This is a genomic window from Leifsonia sp. SIMBA_070 (genome assembly GCF_046534635.1).
GTDB lineage: Bacteria > Actinomycetota > Actinomycetes > Actinomycetales > Microbacteriaceae > Leifsonia.
In genome coordinates, this window is record NZ_JAWRYK010000001.1 from 2,499,608 (window position 1) to 2,515,448 (window position 15,841).

18 protein-coding genes are annotated in these 15,841 nt (G+C 69.3%); 9 read left to right on the plus strand and 9 right to left on the minus strand.

Features of this window, described 5'->3' with window-relative positions; genetic code table 11:
- The first annotated feature begins 66 nt into the window (after positions 1-66).
- Complete coding sequence (locus SB754_RS11790; RefSeq protein WP_410782512.1) at positions 67-744, plus strand: alpha/beta fold hydrolase; 678 nt, start codon at positions 67-69, stop codon at positions 742-744.
- Between the two features lie 54 nt (positions 745-798).
- On the opposite strand, the gene SB754_RS11795 is transcribed toward SB754_RS11790, so the two are convergent.
- Positions 799-1,368 (minus strand): TetR/AcrR family transcriptional regulator, encoded by a 570-nt coding sequence (locus tag SB754_RS11795; RefSeq protein ID WP_410782513.1) that lies wholly within the window; start codon positions 1,366-1,368, stop codon positions 799-801.
- 76 nt (positions 1,369-1,444) lie between these two features.
- On the opposite strand from SB754_RS11795, the gene SB754_RS11800 reads away from it, so the two are divergent.
- Both SB754_RS11800 and SB754_RS11805 read left to right on the plus strand, forming a co-directional pair.
- Positions 1,445-1,801: a DoxX family protein gene (locus SB754_RS11800; RefSeq protein WP_410782514.1), complete on the plus strand. Its 357-nt coding sequence runs from the start codon at positions 1,445-1,447 to the stop codon at positions 1,799-1,801.
- A gap of 31 nt (positions 1,802-1,832) precedes the next feature.
- Positions 1,833-2,387 carry a dihydrofolate reductase family protein gene (locus tag SB754_RS11805; RefSeq protein ID WP_410782515.1) on the plus strand — a complete coding sequence of 185 codons (555 nt, stop codon included), beginning with the start codon at positions 1,833-1,835 and terminating at the stop codon, positions 2,385-2,387.
- A gap of 49 nt (positions 2,388-2,436) precedes the next feature.
- Here the strand turns inward: SB754_RS11805 and SB754_RS11810 are convergent, their stop codons facing one another.
- The 3 genes from SB754_RS11810 to SB754_RS11820 are packed head-to-tail and all read right to left on the minus strand — an operon-like array spanning position 2,437 to position 5,561.
- A complete protein-coding gene (locus tag SB754_RS11810) occupies positions 2,437-3,345 on the minus strand; it encodes a carbohydrate ABC transporter permease (RefSeq protein WP_410782516.1) in 909 nt (302 codons plus the stop codon).
- Complete coding sequence (locus SB754_RS11815) at positions 3,342-4,298, minus strand: carbohydrate ABC transporter permease (RefSeq protein WP_410782517.1); 957 nt, start codon at positions 4,296-4,298, stop codon at positions 3,342-3,344. Before SB754_RS11815 ends, SB754_RS11810 begins: the two co-directional genes overlap by 4 nt.
- A 21-nt stretch (positions 4,299-4,319) precedes the next feature.
- Positions 4,320-5,561: an extracellular solute-binding protein gene (locus SB754_RS11820; RefSeq protein WP_410782518.1), complete on the minus strand. Its 1,242-nt coding sequence runs from the start codon at positions 5,559-5,561 to the stop codon at positions 4,320-4,322.
- A gap of 369 nt (positions 5,562-5,930) precedes the next feature.
- On the opposite strand from SB754_RS11820, the gene SB754_RS11825 reads away from it, so the two are divergent.
- From SB754_RS11825 to nagA, 6 genes are read left to right on the plus strand one after another with little or no spacing between them, the layout of a single operon-like run.
- On the plus strand, positions 5,931-6,830 hold the full coding sequence (locus tag SB754_RS11825) for an SIS domain-containing protein (RefSeq protein ID WP_410783311.1): 900 nt from the start codon (positions 5,931-5,933) through the stop codon (positions 6,828-6,830).
- Between the two features lie 59 nt (positions 6,831-6,889).
- Positions 6,890-7,825, plus strand: coding sequence for an ROK family protein (locus SB754_RS11830; protein ID WP_410783312.1), 936 nt, complete (start codon positions 6,890-6,892; stop codon positions 7,823-7,825).
- Positions 7,822-8,733, plus strand: coding sequence for a 1-phosphofructokinase family hexose kinase (locus SB754_RS11835; protein ID WP_410782519.1), 912 nt, complete (start codon positions 7,822-7,824; stop codon positions 8,731-8,733). The genes SB754_RS11830 and SB754_RS11835 overlap by 4 nt, the downstream gene beginning before the upstream one ends.
- 60 nt (positions 8,734-8,793) lie before the next feature.
- The gene (locus SB754_RS11840) at positions 8,794-9,669 is read left to right on the plus strand and encodes a class II fructose-bisphosphate aldolase (RefSeq protein WP_410782520.1); all 876 of its coding nucleotides are present in this window, start codon (positions 8,794-8,796) and stop codon (positions 9,667-9,669) included.
- Entirely contained in the window at positions 9,666-10,451 is a 786-nt protein-coding gene (locus SB754_RS11845) for a DeoR/GlpR family DNA-binding transcription regulator (RefSeq protein WP_410782521.1), read from the plus strand. The genes SB754_RS11840 and SB754_RS11845 overlap by 4 nt, the downstream gene beginning before the upstream one ends.
- Complete coding sequence (gene nagA, locus SB754_RS11850; protein WP_410782522.1) at positions 10,448-11,602, plus strand: N-acetylglucosamine-6-phosphate deacetylase; 1,155 nt, start codon at positions 10,448-10,450, stop codon at positions 11,600-11,602. Before SB754_RS11845 ends, nagA begins: the two co-directional genes overlap by 4 nt.
- Positions 11,603-11,683: 81 nt before the next feature.
- Here nagA and SB754_RS11855 read toward each other — a convergent pair whose 3' ends face one another.
- The 5 genes from SB754_RS11855 to SB754_RS11875 all read right to left on the minus strand — a co-directional run bounded on the left by SB754_RS11855 (position 11,684) and on the right by SB754_RS11875 (position 15,797).
- Positions 11,684-12,904, minus strand: coding sequence for an MFS transporter (locus SB754_RS11855; protein WP_410782523.1), 1,221 nt, complete (start codon positions 12,902-12,904; stop codon positions 11,684-11,686).
- Between the two features lie 157 nt (positions 12,905-13,061).
- Positions 13,062-13,610, minus strand: a complete 549-nt coding sequence (locus SB754_RS11860) for a cysteine hydrolase family protein (RefSeq protein WP_410782524.1) — start codon at positions 13,608-13,610, stop codon at positions 13,062-13,064.
- Between the two features lie 43 nt (positions 13,611-13,653).
- Complete coding sequence (locus SB754_RS11865) at positions 13,654-15,120, minus strand: purine-cytosine permease family protein (RefSeq protein ID WP_410782525.1); 1,467 nt, start codon at positions 15,118-15,120, stop codon at positions 13,654-13,656.
- Between the two features lie 48 nt (positions 15,121-15,168).
- Positions 15,169-15,585: a PIN domain-containing protein gene (locus tag SB754_RS11870; RefSeq protein ID WP_410782526.1), complete on the minus strand. Its 417-nt coding sequence runs from the start codon at positions 15,583-15,585 to the stop codon at positions 15,169-15,171.
- Positions 15,582-15,797, minus strand: coding sequence for a hypothetical protein (locus SB754_RS11875; protein ID WP_410782527.1), 216 nt, complete (start codon positions 15,795-15,797; stop codon positions 15,582-15,584). The genes SB754_RS11870 and SB754_RS11875 overlap by 4 nt, the downstream gene beginning before the upstream one ends.
- Between the last annotated feature and the right edge of the window lie 44 nt (positions 15,798-15,841).

Below are 15,841 nucleotides of genomic sequence, written 5' to 3' on the forward strand. Positions count from 1 at the left end.
CAAGCGTCGAGGCCACTCACGTGCAGTTCGTCGGTGCCGCCGGCGATGCAGGACTAGTCTTGCGCGATGAATTTCGTGATGATTCCCGGGGCCGGCGGAGCAGCCTGGTATTGGCATCTGGTTGCGCGGGAACTGACCGTTCTCGGTCATGACGTGGTCGCTGTCGAGCTCCCGATGGGCGCCCCCTCTCTGACGGACTACTGCGATGCGGTGGTGGAGGCGGCCGGGACCCGCACCCGGATCGTCCTCGTCGCACAGTCCATGGGCGGCTTCACCGCGGCGATGGTGGCGCCCCGGTTGCCGGTGGTCGGCCTCGCGTTCCTCAATGCCATGATCCCCGTGCAGGGCGAAACGCCGGGAGAATGGTGGGACGCGGTCGGCCAGGCCGACGCTATGCGCGCCAACGACATCGCTTCTGGGCGCGACCCCGGGGCGGGCTTCGATCTGGAGACCTACTTCGCCCACGACCTTTCCGACGAGCTGAAGTCCGAAGTCACGCAGCACGGAGGACAGGACTCGGCCGAGTTCTTCAGTTCCCCGTGCGACTTCACAGCGTGGCCCGACGTGCCGATCCAGGTCCTCGCCGGCAGGGACGACCGCTTCTTCCCTCTGCCCTTTCAGCGCGCCGTCGCTCGCGATCGGCTGGGCCTCGCCGTGCACGATGTACCCGGAGGTCACCTCGCCGCGTTGTCGCACCCGCAGCAGGTCACGGACGCGCTCAGTTCTTTGATTTCCGGAAGCTGACCACACCCACGACGAGGGCGAGAACAACAGCGATAACGAGGGCGATCTCCATGACTACTCCTTGTCTTCGGATGCAAGAGCCTGCTCGCCGACTGCGACTTTGTCAGAGCCCGCCTCGGCCGCAGGAACGGCGGGAATGAGCGCACCCAGGAGTTCGAATACCTCGGTCAGTTCGTCCCCGGTCGGACGGGGGGCGGCAACCGAGGCGCCGATCAGGATCAGATGAGGGATCATCGCCGCCGAGCGAGCGAGCGCTCTGTCCGCGACCATCGACTCCCAGACCGCTGTCAACGCTTCCAGGCGCGCGGTGTCGATCCTCTGCATCGAGGCTTGAGCGAGCTGATCCTGGGACGCCCAACCGCGCATCGCCGCCTCCAAGGGGGCGTCACGGGAGATCTGTGCCGAGGCATCCACCAGGACGTGCTGTGGCGGGATCCGGTCAAGTGATGCGACCGTCCTCCCCATCCGATCGAGGGCGTCGAACTCGTAGCGCTCGAGCAGCGACCGGCGAAAGTCCTCCACGCCGGCGAAGTGGTGGTGGAACGAGCCTTTCGTGAGCCCGAGCCGCACCGCGAGGCGATCTATCCGGACACCGGCAACGCCCTCTTCTCGCAGCACGGTCATGCCTTCTTCGAGCCAACGATCCCTCGATGTCATAAAACCCAGCCTACCATGCCATACCGTATGGTACGGTGATCGCGTGTTGCTTCCCGATCCGATCTGGCCCGTCGCCGCGCTCGCCGTCATCTGCTTGGGCGACGGCCTCCTGTGCCTCAAACCGGTGCGCTTCGTGGCGGAGTGCTACCGCGGGGTGAATTGGCCGAGCAGGTACTGGTGGCTGATGCCTCCGATCAAGGTCGCCGCAGCGGCCGGCCTGGTCGCGGGGATCGGGATCCCGGCCCTCGGCATCGTCACCAACTCCTGCCTCGTCCTCTACTTCGTCGTGGCGATCGCCGCGCACATCCGAGCACGCGACTTCGGGCGCAACCTGTTCGTGAACGCCACCGGCATGCTGCTCATCTGCGTAGCGACCCTGGCCTTCTGCTTTCTCCTGTGATATCCCGCTCTCGCTGACCGAAGGACCCCGCATGACCGATATCCACACCACCTTCCATGCCTTCTTGGGTTGCAGTCTCGATGGGTACATCGCAGGCCCGAACGGCGAACTCGACTGGCTGACAGTGTTCGACAACACCGGTTACGACGAGTTCTTCACCTCCGTCGACGCGCTCGCCATGGGGCGCACCACGTTCGAGGTGATGCGGGAGTCGGCGCCGGACTATTACGAAGGAATGCCGATCCATGTGCTCTCGACGACCCTCGAACCCGGGCCGCATCCACCGATGGGTCGCTCTCGCGTCACAGTTCACGGCGACCTGGCCTCACTCCAGAAGGCCACTGCAAAGGCGGGTGACAGACGCGTCTATGCCGACGGCGGCCGCACAGTGCAGGCGCTTCTCGCCGCAGGGCTCCTGTCCGACCTCGTCGTCACACGAGTCCCCGTCCTCCTCGGCCAGGGCATCCCCCTCTTCGGCCCCCGACCCGGTCCCCGTCGACCACAGCTGCTCGAGTCGCACACGACACGCGACGGCGCAGTTCAGTCTGTGTACAGGTTCCAGGGCATCGCTTCGATGTCCCGGTAGTCAAGGGTGCCGCCGGCCCGCAGCCGGAGCTGGAGCCGCAGCGGAGCGGCTACTTGACGCTTCCCGCGGTCAGACCGCCGACCAGGCGCTTCTCGATCAGCATGAACAGGACGACGACGGGGATCACCGCGACCACCGACACCGCGAACACGTACTGCCAGGCCGCGTCGTACTGACCGACGAATTTGGTGAGCGCGACCGAGAGCGGCTGGTTGGCGTCCGTGGACAGGATCACCAGGCTGGCCGCGAACTCGTTCCAGGAGGCCACGAACGTGTAGATGATCGCCGTGACGATTCCCGGCCACACGAGCGGCAGCTGCACCCGGAACAGGACGGTCCACTTTCCCGCGCCGTCCAGCTGGGCGGCCTCGTCGACCTCCTTCGGGACGCCGGCGAAGAAGCTGTGCATGATCCAGATCGCGAACGCCAGGTTGAACGCGGCATTGACGAGGATCATCGCCAGCCAGGTGTCGTTGATCCCGAGCGCGACCATCTCCTTGAACAGGCCGGTCGCGAGCACCGTCGGCTGCAGCATCTGGGTGACGACGACCAGGAACAGGAAGATCCCGCGGCCCGGGAACCGGAACCGCGCCGTGTAGTAGGCGGCAGGAACGCAGACGAGCAGGACCAGCGCCGTCGCGAAGACGGAGATCACGATGGTGGAGATGAGGTTGAACGGCAGTGGCGTCTCGGGCGTCGACCACATCGTGATGTAGTTCTCGGGATGCCACTGCTCTGGCAGGTAGGTCGGCGGCACGGCGAGGATGTTGTTCCGGCTCTTGAACGAGCCGATCAGCATGATCAGGTACGGCGCGATGAACACCAGCGCGATGACGATGCCGGCGACCGTCTTGCCCGCCGTGCGCCAACCGGAGCCGCGGGAACGGCGGGGACCGCCCGAAGCGCTGCGCCGGGCCTTCGGCGCGCCCGCGATGAGGGTGGGGGCCGGTACGGTCACGAGACCTCCTTCATCGGCTTGACGACCAGCAGGTAGACGCTCACGACCACGAGCACGATCAGGAAGTTGATCACGCTGAGCGCGCTGGAGAGGTCGATGCGCTGCTCGTTCTGCAGCAGCTTGAACACGTAGGTCGTCGTCGTATCGGCCTTGTAGCCGGGGATGGAGCCGGTCATCAACCGGAGGATCGGGAGCGAGTTGAACACGTTGATGATGTTGATCAGCGTGGCCAGGGCGATCGCGTTGCGCAGGTTGGGGAGCGTGACGCTGAAGTAGGTGCGGAACGCGCCCGCGCCATCCATCTTCGCCGCCTCCAGCATGTCGCCGGGGATGCCCGCGAGTCCCGCCAGGATCGTGTAGGTCGTGAACGGCAGCGACACGAACACCGCGATGCCGATGGACGAGATGAACGCCGGGATGGGCTCCTTCGTGAACCCGAAGGGCTGCGCGAGCACGTGGATGTCGACCAGGAACTTGTTGATGATCCCGTAGAAGGGGTCGAGGCCGTACACGAACACGGTGGTCGTCATGACGACGCTCGCCGCCCACGGGACGATGATCGACATCCGCACCCAGCGGCGGCCGGGGAAGTTCTTGTTCAGGAACTGGGCGAGCGCCAGCGAGATCACCACGGTGATGAGGACGACCGAGACGACCCAGACGAGCGAGTTCAGGAGGATGCCGGGCAGCTCCGGCCGCGAGAGCACGGTGACGTAGTTCTGCAGCCCGACCGAGCCGTGGTCCACCCCGGCGAGCGAGATCCTCCGGGTGGAGTTGTAGATCATGTAGCCGGCCGGGAACAGCACGACTCCGAAGATGAGGATGAGGGCGGGCAGCGTCCACGGCACTGCGCTCCAGAGGTCGGAGGCTCCGCCAGCGGGTTTGGGGGACGCCCCGCGGCGGGGACGACCAGTGGCCGCCCCCGCGCGAGTCGTTTCAGTGGTGCTGGTCATTCGTTGCTACGGGTCGCCGGCCTACTGGCCGTCCGCCTTCGCCTGGATGGACTTCAGCAGATCCTCCGGCTTGGCTCCCTGGCCGAGCTGGCCGATCTGGCTCTGGATGGCGCCCTGGGCGGCCGACCAGTTGGCGTTGGTGGACGGGTAGAACTTCGCGTTCGGCAGCAGGTCGAGGAACGGCTTGATGGTCTCATCCGAGGCCATCACATCCGCGCCCGACTTGGTGGTGGGCAGGAAGCCCTCCGCCTTGACCCACTTGGTGTAGACGTCCTTCGAGTAGAAGTAGTCGAGGAACTTCTTGATCGACGCGGTCTTGTCGGTCTTGTTCTTGAAGGCCATCAGGTGGTCCGCGACGCCCAGCGTGAACGCCGAGCCGTCCTTGGTGGGGATCGGCGCGATGCCGTACTGCAGCGACGGGTTCTTGTCCTTCAGCTGGCCGACTGTCGGCGGGAGGCCGACCTGCATGCCGAGCTGACCCTGGATGAAGACGTTCAGCAGCGGCGTGCGGTTCGTCGAGCCGGGGTTCGGCTCGGTGTAGCCCTGGTTGATGATCTTCTGCATCTCGGTCGCGCCTTCGACGTTCGCCGGGCTGTCGATCGTCAGCTTCTTGGCGTCGCCGTAGCCGCCGCCTGCGCCGTAGAACCAGATCGCGGTCTCCGCCTGGGCCTCCTCGCTTCCGAGCGGCATGCCGTACGGCGTGACGCCGGCGGCCTTCAGCTTGGCCGCGGCGTCCTCGAACTCGGCCCACGTCTTCGGCGGGGCCGAGATCCCGGCCTTGCTGAAGTCGTCCTTGTTGTAGAAGAGGGCGCGGGCGGAGGCGATGAACGGCAGGCCGTACTGGGTGCCGTCGATGCTCGCGTTCTTCTTGAAGGCGTCCTGGAAGTCGTTCAGCGTGGAGGCGGAGACGATGTCCTTGGCCGGGTACAGCAGGTCGTCGGCCGCGAAGCCGGCGAACGCGTCGATGTTCAGGATGTCCGGCTGCTTCTGGGCCTGGATGCGCGTCTTGATGACGTTGTTGATGTCGGTCCAGGATTCGACGTCGAGGTTGACCTCGATGTCGCTGTTCTTGGCCTCGAAGTCCTTGATGATCTGCTGCCACTCGGCCTTGGTGTTGTCCGAATAGCTTGCGACCATGAGGTCGAGGGATTGTGCGCCGCCGGACGAGCCTCCGGACCCGCCGCTGAAGCCGCACGAGGCGAGCGTCATGGTGGCGACCGCCGCGGTTGCGACCGCCGCTCCCCACCGCAGTGACTTCTTCATTACTTCCTCACTTCTCGAAGGGAAACACGAACCGTCACTACCGATGGAACCTGCGCGACGATGCGTAGCTGTTGATGCTTAGTGATTTGTTTCTGCTCGAAACAAGCACTTGCACTCATTGGATGGTCGAAATCATGTCGCGTACCGGGGCCCGCGTCAAGCATTCGGAGGGAGATCGTCTGCAATTTGTAACGTGTCGGTTACACCGATGGCCGCATTCCGGCCCGAATTCCGGGGAAACGATTGAAGGTGATTACTAGACACGAGGTTCGATCATCAGCGATCATTGTCATCAGCCAACCTTGCAAACCAGCCGCGACCGCAGAACAGGAGCGATCAGTGACGCACGCATCCCCCGGGGGAGCCCACATGGAGGCCGAGCTCCGCTCCCAGCCGGAGACCTGGGCCGCCGCGGCCGGGCTCCGCGAGGAGCAGGCGCTGCTGCCGGCATCCGGCGAGCGGATCGCCATCGTGGGCTGCGGCACCTCGTGGTTCATGGCGCAGGCGTACGCGACGCTCCGCGAGCAGGCCGGGCACGGCGTCAGCGACGCCTTCGCGGCCTCCGAGGCGCCCGTGCTCGACCGCGGCGCCCTGCTTGCCAGGGATTATGACGCGATCGTCGCGATCACCCGGTCCGGGACGACCACCGAGGTGCTCGAACTGCTCGACGCCGTCCGTTCGGCGGGAGTCCGCACGCGGACGATCGGGATCGTGGGTGACCCGGAGACGCCGCTCGTCGACCTGGCCGACACCGCCATCCGCCTCCCCTTCGCCGACGAGCTGTCCGTCGTGCAGACCCGCTTCGCGACCACTGCGCTCGCACTCGTCCGAGCCTCCCTCGGCCACGACCTCGCACCGGCGATCGACCAGGCGGCCGCCGCGGTCGAGGAGGAGCTCGACGACGAGCTGATCTCTGCCGAGCAGTACTCCTTCCTCGGCGCGGGGTGGACGATCGGGCTCGCGCACGAGGCCGCGCTCAAGATGCGCGAGGCCTCCCAGTCGTGGACCGAGTCGTACCCCGCCAAGGAGTACCGGCACGGGCCCATCGCGATCGCCGCGCCTGGCCGCGTCACCTGGATGCTCGGCGACTCCCCCGTCGGGCTCGCCGACGACCTGGCCGTGACCGGAGCCCGCTTCGAAGACCGGCCGATCGACGGGATGGCGGACCTCGTCCGCGCCCAGCGCGTCGCGCTGGCCCGCGCCCGTCGAGCCGGCCTCGACCCGGACAGCCCGCGCAACCTCACCCGATCGGTCATCCTCCCCTCGTGACCGCCGCGCCCACCGACCAGCAGACACCGGCCGCCGCCCCGCTCGGGAGCGGCGAGCCCGTGCTGGCGTTCGACGTCGGCGGCACCGACACCAAGGCCGCGCTCGTCGACGGCGAGGGTCGCATCGTCGAGCTGCTGCGCATCCCGACCCCGCACGCAGGAGCCGCCACCGGGGAGGCCGTGGTCACGGAGATCGCCGGGCTCGCCGCACGGTTCGCGGCCGAGCATCCCGCCGTCGTCCCCCGGGCGGCCGGTCTGCTCGTGCCGGGCCATGTGGACGACGCCGCCGGTATCGGCGTGTTCGCGGAGAACCTCGGCTGGCGCGACTTCCCGTTCCGTGCACGCGCGGAGGAGGCGCTCGGCATGCCGGTCTCGTTCAGCCACGACGTCCGCGGCGCCGGAGAGGCCGAGCATCGCCTCGGTGCAGCGACGCCGTACCGCGACGTGGTCGTCATGGCGATCGGCACCGGGATCGCCGGCGCGCTCTTCCTGGACGGCCGCCTCTACACCGGAGGCGGACTGGCCGGCGAGATGGGCCACTCGCGCGTGGCCGACGGACCGGTCTGCGCCTGCGGCGGCATCGGCTGCCTGGAGGCCGTGGCCTCGGCCGCCGCCATCGCCCGCCGGTACAACGCTGCGGCCGGAGCCGACGTGCCCGGAGCCCGCGAGGTGCTGCAGCGGGCGCAGCAGGGCGACCCCATCGCGCGGGATGTGTGGGAGTCGGCGCTGGACGCGTTGGCCCTCGACCTGTCCCACACGGTCGCGCTGCTCGCACCGGAGGCGATCGTCATCGGCGGCGGACTGGCGCAGGCCGGCCCTGCGCTGTTCGAGCCGCTGGCCACCAAGCTGGACAGCATCCTCACCTTCCACCGCCGGCCCGTGCTGCTGCCCGCGAGCATCGGCGAGAATGCGGGGGTGATCGGCGCCGCCCTGCGTGCCCGGGACCTCCTCGTGGGTTCGCCGGCGGTCGCTCCGCAACCGGAGCCCGCGTCGTGATCCTCACCGTCACGCCGAACCCGGCCCTCGACCTCACCTACCGCGTGCCCGCCCTGGAGCCGGGTGAGACGCACCGCGCCGCTCCCCCGGCCGTCCGCGCCGGTGGCAAAGGGCTGAACGTCGCCCGAGTCGTCGCCCAGACCGGCTCGGCGGCGTTCGCGCTCGCGACCGCGGGCGGCCCCTCGGGACTCCGGTTCGCGGACGACCTGGAGGCGTCGCAGCTTCCCGCGGAGCTGATCCCGGTCGCCTCTCCCACCCGGAGCAGCGTCGCGATCGTCGACGAGGCGGCGGGCGAGACGACCGTGATCAACGAGACCGGCGGCCCGCTGACGGCTGCGGAGTGGATGGCGCTCCGGGATGCCGCGCGGCGCCTGGCCGTGCCCGCGACCGCGCTCGTGGGCTCCGGCAGCCTCCCGCCGGACGCCCCCGACGACTTCTACGCCGTACTCGTCGCGACCGCCGCCGAGCGCGGCATCCCGAGCCTGATCGACGCCGTCGGTCCGGCACTGCTGCTCGCCGTCGAGGCCGGCGCCGACGTGGTGAAGCCCAACCGCCGAGAACTCGCCGAGACGACGGGCGAGGACGACCCGGTGGAGGGAGCCCGTCGGCTGCTCGACCGGGGCGCCCGGCTGGTCCTCGTCTCGCTCGGCGCCGACGGGTTGCTGGCGGTGCCCCGCACCGGCGCGCCTCTGCACGCTCGCCTCCCCGAGCCGCTGACCGGCAATGCGACCGGCGCCGGGGATGCAGCAGTCGCCGCCGTGGCCACCCTGCTGGCCGCCGGCAACGACGACCCGGGCGCCCTGCTCCGTCGCGCGACCGCCTGGTCGGCCGCCGCCGTGCTCGCGCCGCTCGCGGGCGACCTCCATCCGTCCTACCGGGAGCTCGAGGCGCGCCTCGTGACCGGCTGACCGCCCGCCCGATCACCCACCAACCGCCCGCCCAACCGCCGCCCACCGACCGGAGCCGCCATGCCCCTCGTCCCCACCGCCGACCTGCTGCACGCAGCCGTCGGCCGCCGCACCGGCCTCGCCGCGTTCAACGTCATCCTGCTGGAGACGGCGGAAGCGCTCGTCGACGCAGCCGAGGAGACGGGGCTGCCGGTCATCCTGCAGATCTCGCAGAACTGCGTCGCGTACCACGGCGCGCTGGAACCCATCGCGGAGGCGACCCTGGCGCTGGCCCGGCAGTCGACCGCGCACGTCGCCGTCCACCTGGACCACGCCGAGGACGAGCAGCTCGCCCGCCGGGCCGTCGAGCTCGGTTTCGGATCCGTCATGTTCGACGGGTCAGTGCTCGGCTACGAGGACAACGTGGCCGCGACCGTGAGGGTGGTCGAGCACGCGCACGCCAACGACGTCCTGGTGGAGGCCGAGCTGGGAGAGATCGGCGGGAAGGACGGCGCCCACGCGCCCGGCGTCCGCACGGACCCGGACGAGGCCCGCCGGTTCGTCGAGGAGACCGGCGTCGACGCCCTCGCCGTCGCGGTCGGCAGCTCGCACGCGATGACCGAGCGCACGGCCGCCCTCGACCTCGAGCTGATCGCGCGCCTACGACACGCCGTACCCGTTCCGCTCGTCCTGCACGGGTCCAGCGGGGTCGCGGATGAGACCATCGAGCAGGCGATCCGAGCAGGCATCACCAAGGTCAACGTCTCCACCCACCTCAACCGGTTCTTCACGGACGCGATCCGGTCGTACCTCGCCGCGCATCCCGACGCGGTCGACCCGCGAAAGTACGTCCGTGAGGGGCGGGCCGCGGTGACCGAGGAGGCAGCGCGCCTGATGACCCTGTTCGACGTGGCCCGCGTGGACGGCGCGGGCGGAACGGAGACGGCACACCGATGAACAGAGCGGAACGGCTCAACGCCGTCCTCGACCTGCTGGCCGAGGCCGGCCAGGTCGAGGTGGACGACATCGTCGCGAAGCTCGACGTGTCGGCCGCGACGGCCCGCCGCGACCTGGATGCGCTCGCCTCCCAGCAGCTCCTGACGCGCACGCGCGGCGGCGCCATCGGACAGTCCGTCGCCTACGACCTGCCCATCCGCTACAAGCGCGAGCAGCACGCCCCCGAGAAGCTGCGCATCGCGCAGGCCGCGAGCGCCCTGGTGCCGCGCGGCGCGGTGGTCGGCCTCTGCGGCGGAACGACCAGCACGGCGGTCGCGACCGTGCTCGCCTCCCGGCCCGACCTGATGGAGCCGTCGCCGCATCCCAGCCTCACCGTCGTCACGAACGCCATCAATATCGCCGCCCAGCTGGTGATGCGGCCGCAGATCAAGACCGTGGTGACGGGCGGCGTCGTGCACGCGCGCTCCTACGAGCTCGTCGGTCCATACAGCGACGTCGTGCTCGAGAAGATCACCATGGACATCGCCTTCATCGGCGTGAACGGCATCGACCCGCTCGTCGGGGCGACCGTGCACGACGAGGGCGAGGCGAGCGTCAACTCGCTGATGGCCAGACGGGCCACGCGCGCCGTGGTCGTGGCAGACTCCTCGAAGATCGGGCGGAAGGCGTTCGCCACCCTCGGCGGCCCCAAACTGCTGACAACGCTGATCACCGACGCTGGGATCACCGACGAGCAGCGGTCCGCCTTCGTCGACCAGGGGTTCGAGGTGATCGTCGCGTGAGCGGCGACCACCTCATCCACTCGGCACGACTGGTCGACAGCGGAACGGTCGTCGAGGACGGCTGGGTCCGGTTCACCGGAGGCACGGTCGCTGCGACCGGGTCCGGGACGAGCTGGCGGTCGGAGCCGGCCGTTGCGGACAGGGTGACGGATGCGGCCGGCGCGTGGCTCACTCCCGGGTTCGTCGACATCCACGTGCACGGCGGTGGCGGCGCGGCGTTCGACGACGGCGCCTCGCAGATCGCCCACGGTCTGGATGTGCACCGCCGGCACGGGACGACCCGCGCGGTGATCTCGCTGATCACAGCCTCGGTTCCGGAGCTGGCCGCGCGAGTTCGGATGGTGGCGGAACTCGCCGCGGCCGACCCGCGCATCCTCGGCTCGCATCTGGAGGGGCCGTTCCTCGACGTCGGCCACAAGGGCGCGCACGATCCGTCGCTGCTGCGTGCGGCGACGCGCGCCGACATCGACACGCTGCTGGAGGCCGCGGGCGGCACCCTCCGCCAGATCACGATCGCCCCAGAGCAGCCGGGCGGCATGGACGCGGTGCGCGCATTCTCGGCGGCCGGCGTCGCGGTCGCTGTCGGGCACACCGACGCGTCTTACGACCAAGCGCTGGCGGCGTTCGACGCCGGGGCTACCATCCTCACGCACGCCTTCAACGCCATGCCCGGACTCCACCACCGGGCGCCCGGGCCCGTTGCCGCTGCGGCGCGCACGCCCGGGGTGGCACTGGAGATCGTCAACGACGGCGTGCACGTGCACCCGGAGATGGTGCGGATCGCGTTCGCGAGCGCCCCCGGGCGGATGGCGCTGGTCACCGACGCGATGGCGGCCGCGGGCTCCGGGGACGGCGACTACCTGCTCGGCTCGCTGGAGGTCGAGGTGCGCGGCGGGGTGGCGCGGCTCGCGGGCGGGGGCTCGATCGCCGGCTCGACGCTGACCCTCGACGACGCCCTCCGGCGCGCGGTGGTCGAAGTGGGCATCCCGGTTGAGGAGGCGGTGCTGGCGGTCACCGCCACGCCGGCCGCCGCGGTCGGGCGCGGCGGCGACCTGGGTCGCCTACGGCCCGGCTACGTGGCAGACGCGGTGCTGCTGGACGAGGGGTTCGCGGTGCGGCAGGTGTTCGTGGACGGCGACCCGGTCCGCTGACGGCTGCCGCCTGCATCCACTCGTCCCGACATGCCGTTACGCCATGCGGGGTGACGGCATGTCGGGACCACTAGTTGGGCATCAGGCGGCGGCGCGCTCGCGCGTCATCCGGCCGACGACCATGACCAGCACCACGGACACCACCAGCAGGGCGACGTAGCACCACGGAAGCAGCATGAGCCCGCCCGCGTCGAAGATCAGAGAGCCGACCAGCGCTCCCCCACCGATCCCGACGTTGAACGAGGTCGTATAGAGGGCACTCGCCGTGTCGCGGAAAGCCGCCGACGAGGTGTGCAGGAGACGCGTCTGCAGCAGCGGCGGGAGGGCGCCGAAGGCGAGCCCCCACAGCAGGAACGCGATCAGCGCGGCGACGATCTGGCCGGAGACAAGAGCGAGGGCCGCCACTGCCGCACCGGTCACCAGCAGGGCCAGCACCAGGCCCAGCTGCGGCCGCGGTCCGAACACGGAGCCGGCCAGCAGGAGCCCGCCGGCCCCGGCGATCCCATACAGGAAGAGCAGGGCTCCGACGTTCCCGGCGGGCACGCCCATCGGCCCGGTCAGGAAGGGCACCACGAACGTGTAGAACGCGTAGTGGCCGACCATGGTCACCGCCGCGATCAGGCACACCATGACCACCGCCGAGATGGTGCGATCGCGCGGCTTCGGGATGCTGCGGTCCCGACGGCGCCCACCGACGGCATCCGCATCCCGTTCCACCGCAGGAAGGAACTTCCAGACGACGAGCGCACCGACGGCCATGAGCGCGGCGAGCAGGCCGAAGGACAGCCTCCAGCCGAAGACGTGACCGGCGAACGTCCCGAGGGGGACGCCGAAGACGAACGCGAGCGTTCCTCCGCCGAGGGTGATGGAGACGGCGCGGCCGATCTGCTCCTTGGGCACCAGGTGCCCGGCGTACGCGCCGACGATCGACCAGAACATCCCGTGTGCGACACCGCCGAGGATGCGCGAGCCGACCACGAACCCGTAACTCGGGGCGATCGCGGTGAGGAGGTTCGAGATGCCGAGCACGACCAGGATGCCGATCAGCAGCCCGTGCCGCGGCCAACGTTTGGTCAGCGCTGTCAGCGGGGTGCTCGTCACCACCACGGTGAACGCGAACACGGTCACGAGCAGCCCGATCTGCGCCTCGCTCACGCCCAGGGAGGCGCTCATGTCCGGCAGCAGGCCGGTCGGGATCATCTCGCTCGTGACGGAGAGGAAGGTGGCGGCGGCGAGGGCGATGAGCCCCGTCCAGGGAAATTTCGGCGCGACGCGCGCCGGAGTCGTCGAAGTGGCAGTCATACGGATCTGTCCAACGGATGGCGTTCCCCGGCCATTCCGCCGCGACGAACGGCGATTCGGGACCCGGATGGCCGGGGATCCTCGAGGGAATGACGGGTCGACTACGCGCCGATGTGCGCGCCCAGGGCCGCGCGGGAACCGCCGACCAGTGACGATTCTACCGGAGGTCGCTGAGCACGCCAGTGCTGTCAGTGATCTCGATCAGCGGCGCATACAGCGCCATCGCGTCGAGGGCGCGCTGGTGGTCGGCGTCTGACAGCCCGGCGCAGCCGTCCGCGACGACGCGGATGCGGACCCCCGCGTCGGCGGCGGCGAGCGCGGTGCTCAGCACGCAGCAGTCGGTCGAGACCCCGGCGAGAACCACATCCTGCGACCCGCGGAGCGCCTCCCGCAGATCGGCGCCCCACTTGCCGAATGTCGGCTCGCTGACCACGGCGTGCCCGGTGTCGCGGAAGGCGAGCACCAGGTCGTAGATCGGGTCGTCGGCGGGGACGAGGGCGAACGGCCACTGCTCGTAGTAGGGCACCCAAGCGCCCTCCGGCCGTTCCGGCGCGACGAACCGGGTGAACACGACCCGGTCGCCGAAGGCCGGCACCATCCCGGCGATGACCGCCTCGGCCTCCGCGAACCTCGGGGTGAACCAGGGGCTCGCGGGGGCGCCGAAGGCCTGCTGCATGTCGACGACGACGAGGGTCGGTCCGCTCATCGCTGCGCTCCGGTCAGCTGCTCTCCGGTCAGCTGCACTCCGGTCATCGCTGCTCCTGGCGGCGCACGGCGCCGCGCGAGAACACCAGGGTCCCGACGTAGCCGATCACGAGTGCGGCGAGCACGCCGAGGTTCGCGAACGCCCAGTCGCCCGTCACCCCGCCGATCGGGCCGAGAAGGTAGCCCTGCCAGGCGAGCCACGCGGCGGAGCCGTTGGTGACCAGGCCCCAGCCGATCGCTGTGCCGATGACGATCAGCGCGATCGGGACCCAGCGCACCGCGCCGTAGCGGCCGCGCCGGTCATAGAGGTCGGCCTCGGCGTAGTTCCGCTTCCGCAACTGGATGTCGGCGACGAAGATGCCGCACCACGCCGCGATCGGCACGCCGAGAGTGATCAGGAACCCCTGGAACGGGCCGAGGAAGTCGGTGGCGAAGAACACCACGTAGATGGCGCCGAGGGTCATGATCACGCCGTCGATGCCGGCCGCGGCGTACCGCGGAACCCGGACCCCGACGCTCAGCAGGGCGAGACCGGACGAGTAGATGTCCAGCACGGCGCCGCCGACCAGGCCGAGCACCGCCACGATGACGAACGGCACCAGGAACCAGGTGGGCAGCAGCGAGGCCAGAGCGCCGATCGGGTCGGCGGCGATCGCCGTACTCAGCTTCGAGGACGAGCCGGCCAGCAGGATGCCGAAGATCAGCAGGATGACCGGGGCCAGCGACGATCCGAAGGTCGTCCATCCGACCACCCCTCCGCTGCGCGCCGAGCGGGGCAGGTAGCGCGAGTAGTCGGCCGCGGCGTTCACCCAGCCCAGGCCGAACCCGGTGAGCATGAAGACGAAGCCGCCGATGACGTGCGGGGCGTCCCCCGCGGGCAGGGCGGCGACCGCGCCGAGGTCGATGTGGCCGAGGACCAGGAGGATGTACACGACGGTCAGCACGCCGGTGACGATCGTGATGACCATCTGCATCCGCATGATCAGGTGGAAGCCGACCACCCCTCCCACGATGACGAGGGCGACCACCACGATGAGGGCGACGAGCTTGGTGACCCAGCCGCCCTCCCAGCCCAGCTGCTGGAACACGGTCGCCGTCGCGAGCGCGGCGAGGGACACCAGGACGGTCTCCCACCCGACCGTGAGCAGCCAGGACAGGAACGACGGGACGCGGTTGCCCTCCACGCCGAACACCGCGCGGCTGAGCACCATCGTGGGGGCGGAGCCGCGCTTGCCTGCGAGCGCGATGACGCCGCACAGCAGGAAGGACGCCACGATCCCGACCACGCCGACGATCGTGGCCTGCCAGAACGAGATCCCGAAGCCGAGCAGGAACGAGCCGTAGCTGAGCCCGAACACGGACACGTTGGCGCCGAACCACGGCCAGAACAGGTCGCGCGGGCGCCCCCGCCGCTCATCCTCATGGATTGTGTTGAGCCCGTTCAGCTCGACGTCGAAGGCGGACGCGGGGCCCGTCCGGGTGTCGGGCGCATCCTCACCGGTGCTGGTCATGCTCCCGATCGTGGTGCACCCCGCCGCCGCCGTCAACAGCGACGCGGGTCACGCCGCCCATGGGTTGACGATCGGCAGACCGATATCGGCGAAGTCCTTGTCTCTGGTTGCGAACGCATCGGCCTCCGCCGCGATCGCTGTGGCCGCGATCATTGCGTCCGCCAGACCGATCGGTCGGCCCGCAGACGCGCGGAGGGACGTGAGGTTCGCGCACTCGGATGCCGCCACCACGTCGAAGGAGAGCGTTCTCCGATGGAAAGGGGCGAGAACCTCGAGCACCAGGTCGGCTTTGCGATCGGAACGCCTTCCCTCGTCCATTGTGTTCGTCCCCGTCAGCATCTCCGCCACCGTCACCGCGGTGATGTAAAGGGTGCGCTGGTCACGAGATTCCAGCCACCGGAGGACTCGTTGATCAGGCTCGAACTTCACGAGTTCGGACAGCACGTTGGTGTCGAGAACGATCATTCCCCGAGCGCTTCCACGCGGTTGCGGATGTACTCGACCATGCCGATCTTGCGCACGCCGGGCCGGGGATCCACCGGTTCGCCCACGGCGGCCTGCCCGAGGATGTAGCGCACTTCGTCATCGAAGCTCCGCCGGGAGGCCTCTGCCAGCCGGCCGATGGTCGCGTGGACGTCTTCATCGAGAGTGACCGCGACGGGGAGCTGTTTCATCATCTGAACCTCCAGTAATGCATTCATATTTTATATACGAAGCAAGC